Source organism: Syntrophothermus sp., from assembly GCF_013314835.1.
Lineage (GTDB): Bacteria > Bacillota > Syntrophomonadia > Syntrophomonadales > Syntrophothermaceae > Syntrophothermus > Syntrophothermus lipocalidus.
The window spans coordinates 1-6,104 of the sequence record NZ_JABUEX010000094.1 but is presented as its reverse complement, the minus strand read 5'-3'; the positions used below and the strand labels follow the sequence as shown (position 1 = coordinate 6,104).

General features: G+C 56.4%; 5 protein-coding genes. 4 read left to right on the top strand and 1 reads right to left on the bottom strand.

The features are described 5' to 3' along the window. Positions 1–457: 457 nt before the first annotated feature. From HPY90_RS14610 to HPY90_RS14595, 4 genes are read left to right on the top strand one after another with little or no spacing between them, the layout of a single operon-like run. Positions 458–1,162 (top strand): YIP1 family protein, encoded by a 705-nt coding sequence (locus tag HPY90_RS14610; RefSeq protein WP_287195587.1) that lies wholly within the window; start codon positions 458–460, stop codon positions 1,160–1,162. A gap of 23 nt (positions 1,163–1,185) precedes the next feature. Beyond that, the gene (locus HPY90_RS14605) at positions 1,186–2,433 is read left to right on the top strand and encodes an efflux RND transporter periplasmic adaptor subunit (protein WP_287195585.1); all 1,248 of its coding nucleotides are present in this window, start codon (positions 1,186–1,188) and stop codon (positions 2,431–2,433) included. Then, positions 2,430–3,107: an ABC transporter ATP-binding protein gene (locus tag HPY90_RS14600; RefSeq protein ID WP_287195583.1), complete on the top strand. Its 678-nt coding sequence runs from the start codon at positions 2,430–2,432 to the stop codon at positions 3,105–3,107. The genes HPY90_RS14605 and HPY90_RS14600 overlap by 4 nt, the downstream gene beginning before the upstream one ends. Then, on the top strand, positions 3,104–4,309 hold the full coding sequence (locus HPY90_RS14595; protein WP_287195582.1) for an ABC transporter permease: 1,206 nt from the start codon (positions 3,104–3,106) through the stop codon (positions 4,307–4,309). The genes HPY90_RS14600 and HPY90_RS14595 overlap by 4 nt, the downstream gene beginning before the upstream one ends. 173 nt (positions 4,310–4,482) lie before the next feature. Here HPY90_RS14595 and HPY90_RS14590 read toward each other — a convergent pair whose 3' ends face one another. After that, positions 4,483–5,718 (bottom strand): IS110 family RNA-guided transposase, encoded by a 1,236-nt coding sequence (locus tag HPY90_RS14590; RefSeq protein ID WP_287195580.1) that lies wholly within the window; start codon positions 5,716–5,718, stop codon positions 4,483–4,485. Positions 5,719–6,104 lie beyond the last annotated feature (386 nt).

Sequence of the window (6,104 nt, the reverse complement as noted above, 5' to 3'; positions counted from 1 at the left end):
CACCCCGACCAGGGTAGACGTGGACAGGGAAACTCCGGTAGGCCCCGGCCGCGCGAGATAGTTACGGCACTTCGAGAACAGCGAACGAACGAGGTCTTCCTCAAGAGAAGCACCTCGTTTTTTATTACCTAAAAAACTTACTGATAGCATAAGATGGCATTCCGGCTCCGGTCCCGATCCCCGGGTATACAAGTTGTCATGTTCTTTCGACAAAAGATCCCAAAATTCACCGTTGACGTTTTTTTTTGACGTTTTTTACTATTAAATTAGCCTTGGAAATCAAGATTTTTTGGTCGATCCTTTTGTGTAAAATGTTTAGGGCAACCCTCAAAGACTGGCATTTTTAGGCAACTGCTTTTGCTTTATGTAAATTGCCAGTGTTTGCAAGAAGGATTTTAAATGAACTTTACCGAATACGAACAGAAAAAAATCGGGTTTTAGAAAGGAGAGAGGGAATTTGGAAGCAGAGGAGCAGCGGGGGATGTGGCGGTGTTTGCCGGGGGTGCTGACCGTCCCCGGGAGGGCTTTTGAGGAGATCGCCGCGCGGCCCGACTTTCTTAAACCGGCTTTTTTTATTTGCGGGGCAAGTTTTTTTCTTGCCCTGGTGCTGGCGCCCAAGGTTCAGGCGGTGGCCTTGTGGGTGCTGGAGCAGAACAGGGTTCAGATCCCGCCGGAGCAGCTGGAGGCGGCGCTTTCCATTGCGCCCAAGGCGGCAGTGGCAGGAAGCCTCGTTTCCGCTGTTCTTGCCCCCTGGGTAGTCTGGCTTTTGATTGCGGGGCTGCTGAAGCTCTACTCCCTGCTGAGCACAAGAGAGGCGTCTTTCAAGGTGCTTTTCGCGGCCTCCGTTTTCGGCTACCTTCCCATTCTGATCGGCGGGGTGATCGCCACGGCAATCGGGATCGCCGTTCCGGTGGAAAATTTTCAGCAGGTGAGCCTCAGCCTTGCCTCTTTTCTTCCCCAGCAGAAGGGCTTCCTCTACTTCTTTCTTAGCAGGTGCAATCCTTTTACCTGGTGGAGCCTCCTCCTCTGGGGGGCGGGTGGAGCGGTTGCCATGAAAACCCGGCCCTGGGGTGTGACTGCCTACCTTTTTGGATGCTGGGTGGCTTATGCTTTGCTGGCATCTTTTCTTGCAGTTTGGAAGACGCCTTCCGGAATTGGTTGAGAGGGTAAGGAGGAAAAGAACCGGTGCGGGGAACTAAATTCTGGATTCCGGCAGCCGGTGCCGTCTTGATTGTGGCTGTGATTGCGGCCAGCGCCGTCCGGGGATTTAAGGGATCGGCGGTGGAAGTAAAAACTGCGACGGCAGAAGTCCGGCTGTTTGAGGACAAGGTGCTGGCAACGGGCAGGGTGGAGCCTGTCAGTGAGGTGGATCTCGTCTCACCCTTTGCGGCAAGAGTTTTGAGCTTGAAGGTAAAGGAAGGGGACCGTGTTCCCCCGGGTGCGGTGCTTGCTGAACTCGACACAAAAGAAGCCGAAAAGCGGGTAAAGGAAGCGGAGGCGGCGCTTGCCGTAGCGGAGGCCGAACTGGCTCAGGCAGGTGCTCCGGCCGCGCCGGAAGAACTGGCAGAAGCCGGGGCGGCGCTGGAAGCTGCAGAGGCGCTGGCCGAAGCCGCCCTCAAAAAGGCAGAGCGCACCCGTTATTTGTTTGACCAGGGCGCTGTCTCTCAAGCTGAACTCGAAGCTGCCGAAACCGAGGCGGCACGCGCCCGGGCAGAAGCTGATGCCGCTGCCGCCCGCCTTGCAGCGCTCAAGAAAACCGATCCCAGAAAGATCAAAGTGCTCCAGGCCCGGGTCGAACAGGCCCGTGTGGCTGTTGATAATGCCCGCAAGACCGTGGCCGAAGGCCGCCTGACGGCTCCCGCAGCCGGTGTCGTCATGGAAGTCGCAGCTCGAGAGGGAGATTTTCTGCAGCCCGGTGCGCTGATTATGACTGTGGGGGGCCTGGACCGGCTTCAGGTTGTAGCCGACCTCAGCGAGCAAGACATCGGCGGCATTGCGCCCGGGCAGGAGGCGGAGATTCAGTGGGCCGGGCAGCCGGGAAGGACCTGGCGGGGGAAGGTGGTGCGGGTTGCCCCTGCTGTTGCCAAAAGCAGAGAGCGCGAAATGGAGAATGTGGTTCGGGTTTGCCTGGAATTTAACCAGAAACCGGGGGGCCTCCTGGCGGGAGCTGCGGTAGATGTGTTCATCTACCGTGTCAAACCGAAAAAGGTGCTTCTGGTGCCCAACGAGGCAGTGATTGGTGAAGGGAAGAAAAAAACCGTTTTCGTCGTGGAGGGGAAAACTGCCCGCAAGCGCCCGGTTGCGGTGGGCCACAGCAATGAACTCTATACCGAGATCAGGACCGGCCTGAAACCGGGAGAGAGGGTTGTTTTAGACCCGAAGGGCCTCAGAGACGGACAGCCTGTACGCGCGGCCAGGGGGAGGCAAATATGATTAAAGTAATCGGGCTGAGCAAGGTTTACGGAAGCGGGCCGGCTGCAGTAACTGCGTTAAATAACGTTACCGTAGAAATTGAGACCGGGGAATTTGTGGCTGTGATGGGCCCTTCGGGCTCCGGAAAATCAACATTTTTAAGTATTCTGGGTTGCCTCGAACGGCCCACATCTGGTCAGTACTACCTTGACGGCCGCGATGTCAGTTCTCTAGATGAGGACGAACTGGCGAGCCTGCGCAACCGGCAGTTCGGCTTTATCTTTCAGACATTTAACCTCCTTCCCCGCTACGACATTCTGCGCAACACGGAACTTCCTCTGGTATACGCGAATGCTGGGCGCAAAGAGCGCCGGGCGCGGGCGCAAGAACTGCTTGCGAGGGTAGGACTGGCGCACCGCTTGAAACATAAGCCGCCGGCCCTTTCGGGCGGTGAACAGCAGCGGGCGGCGATTGCGCGCGCCCTGGTCAACGATCCCACGGTGATCCTGGCCGACGAGCCCACCGGCAACCTGGATACCCGCTCCAGCCACGAAATCATGAAAATTTTTACGGAATTGCACAGGGAAGGAAGAACCATTGTTCTCGTTACTCACGAACCGGATATTGCCCGCTACGCCGGGCGCATTCTCCTCTTTCGAGACGGTGCGGTGGTTGGGGAGGGGCTTAAAGAATGAGGCTTGCCGATCTCACCCTTGTTGTAGGCGAGAGTCTTGCGGCCCACCGCCTCCGGGCGGTCCTAACGATTTTGGGAATCACCATTGGAATTGCGGCGGTGATCGCCGTTGTTGCCATCGGTCAGGGGGGCAAGGCCGCTGTTCTTTCCGAGATCGAGAAGCTCGGGAGCAGCTGTTATTTCGAGATTACGGTGGACTATACCCGGGGAGAAGCGCCTACGACCGGAACCTTTAACCTTCAGGATGCTTTCATGATCAAGGCGCTTTCCCCCGCTGTGGCAAAAATAGCCCCTGTCAGTGCCGGCAACATGATTGACATCCGCAGGCCCCATGCCAGGGAAAAACCTGTTTTGGCTCAACTGATCGGAACGACTCCTGACTTCAGCGCAGCCCAGAACCTCACAGTCAAGGCAGGGCGCTTTTTGTCTCCCGCCGACATTTCGGCCCACGCCCGCGTCGTGGTGCTGGATGCGGCTCTGGCAGATGAAATTTTTCCCCGCTCCGATCCCCTTGGCAAGATAGTTTTTATTAAAGATGTCCCCGCCCTGGTGGTTGGTGTCGTCCAGGTGCCGGAATCGGCGCTTCTCGGGATGATGAAGTTGAGGTACGCCTACGTTCCCCTTGATTTCGCCCAGAAAATCTTGAATTCGCGTGTTATCCACCAGCTTTCCGGAGTGGCGGTTTCCAAAGAGGCTCTTCCTCAAGCCATCGAGGATAGTTTAAAGATCCTCAAGAGAAGGCACCCTCGCGCTGATGTCCACTACCGCGGCACTTCAATGGAAGAGAGCCTTACGATGGTGGAGAAGGTGGCTTCGGTGATGACCCTGATCATCGGGGCGGTGGCCGCGATCGCCCTTCTCGTCGGGGGTGTTGGGGTGATGAACATCATGCTGGTGGCGGTTACCGAGCGGACGCGGGAGATCGGGATCTTGATGGCCCTTGGCGCCCGCCGCCGCGATATTCTTCTGCAGTTCCTTTCGGAGGCAGTCGCCCTCTGTCTGGTGGGAGGCTTCTTCGGAACTCTCCTCGGCGCCGGGGGGGCGGTGGCAGTTGCATGTTTTGCTCACTGGCCGCCTCTCATTTCCTTCTGGACGGTGCTTTTAGCCTTTGGCTTTGCCGCCTTTGTGGGCCTCTTCTTCGGTCTTTACCCTGCTAGCCGGGCGGCGTCCTTGAGTCCCGCCGAGGCGCTCCGGCACCTTTAAAAACCTGCAAGAATGTGTCGTGCTGTAATTCTGCCCAGAAAATTGTGTGCGCCGAAGGGTTCAGGTTTCTCGTAAAGAAGATAAAACCCAGTTGACTCTCCCGTCTGTGGAGAGTATGACTTCCAACCTCGCTAAGCCTCTAATTTCTATGCTTTGGACCACAGGTTAAGCTTCTACGCTACAGCCTCAGGCTCTAAGGTCACCCGGTAACCGAGTTCTGCTAGGCGACGCACGTGATGCTTAAGTAACTGTTGATGGTTGAGTTGATCAAAGAAGTTAGGCCCAAGTTCCCGGTAAGTGGTCCCTTTAGCCAGTAGATGGTAGGCGATAACCAGTATGCTGTGCGCCACAGCCACGAGTGCCCGCTTCTTGCCCCGCCGGGCGGCTAGGCGATGGTACTGGGCGGCAAGGTATGTCTTCCGCGTTCGAGAGGCGGCCCAAGCTGCTTCCACCAGAACTTCCCGCAGCCAGGGATTGCCTTTGCGTGTACGCCCGGTTTTACGTTTACCGGCACTCTCGTTGTTGCCCGGACAGAGACCCGCCCAGGAGGCCAAATGTTTGTGGGAGGGAAAAACACCCATATCAATGCCTATTTCGGCAATGATCGTCCAGGCCGCCTGCTTCTTTATTCCGGGAATGGTCATCAACTGTTCGACTTCTTTGGCAAAAGGGAGCATCCGCTCCTCGATCTCCGCCTCCACAAGGGCAATGGCCTGCTCTAAAAAGTCAATGTGGGCCAGGTGTTGCTGGAGGAGAAAACGGTGGTGGGGTTCCACCACTCCGGACAGTGCTTTTTCTAGCTCGGCCAGTTTGGAACGTAAGGAGCCTTTGGCCAGTTCCGCCAGGACATACGGATCGTTCGCTCCCTGAGCTAATGCCTGAAGAATTGCCCGCCCAGAAGCACCCAGGATATTGCTGGCTACCGAAGCCAGCTTGATGTTAGCATCTTCTAAGACTTTCTGGATGCGGTTGATAACCCGGGCTTTTTCCCGGACCAATGTTTTCCGGTGACGGGTAAGCGCCCGTAGTTCCCGGATGGGTTTGGGCGGTACGAAGCTGCCCCGCAGCAAGCCGTGGCGCAAAAGTTCAGCTATCCACTCAGCATCACTTACATCGGTTTTCCGGCCCGGGACCTGTTTAATATCTCTGGCGTTTACCACTAGCAGTTCGAAATTGCCTTCCAAAACGTAGTACACAGGCTTCCAGTAAACGCCAGTGCTTTCCATGGCCACATGGGTGCAGCCGGCAGCACTTAGCCAGTCGCTTAAAAGGTTTAACTCACCGGTAGTGGTGCCAAAGGTACGGATTTCCTTGTGCGGTTTACCTCCTTTACCCGAAGTGATCAGGCAAGCTACCACCTTAGTTTTGTGGACGTCCAGACCACAGCAGCGCTCGTAGACAACCTGCATGGCTTCTCCGCCCTTCCCAAATGGATTTGGTGAACCGCCCCGGGCCACCGCTAAAGAACAAAGATTCTGCCCAGCGTGCTCCCATAAGAACGGGGCAACATTCGGTGGTTCCTGGCGCAGTGGCCAGCTTCATACTTGACACCGGACTTGTTGTACCAAGAGTCAACGAGCTTTCAAGGGCGGTCCGAGGCAAGTATAGCACAATTTTCATGCCCCGGTGGTGGCGTGAGCGCCATGTCCTGCTTGACAGAAGAGCGTGGAATTCCGTATAATTACTTCGAAGTCGAAACCGGCACATGGTTTAAAAGGGAAAAGGGCGAACAACGCGATGAGCGGGACGTTTATGCTGTTTCCAGGGAGCAGCGAGCCGGGGAGGGTGCAAGCCC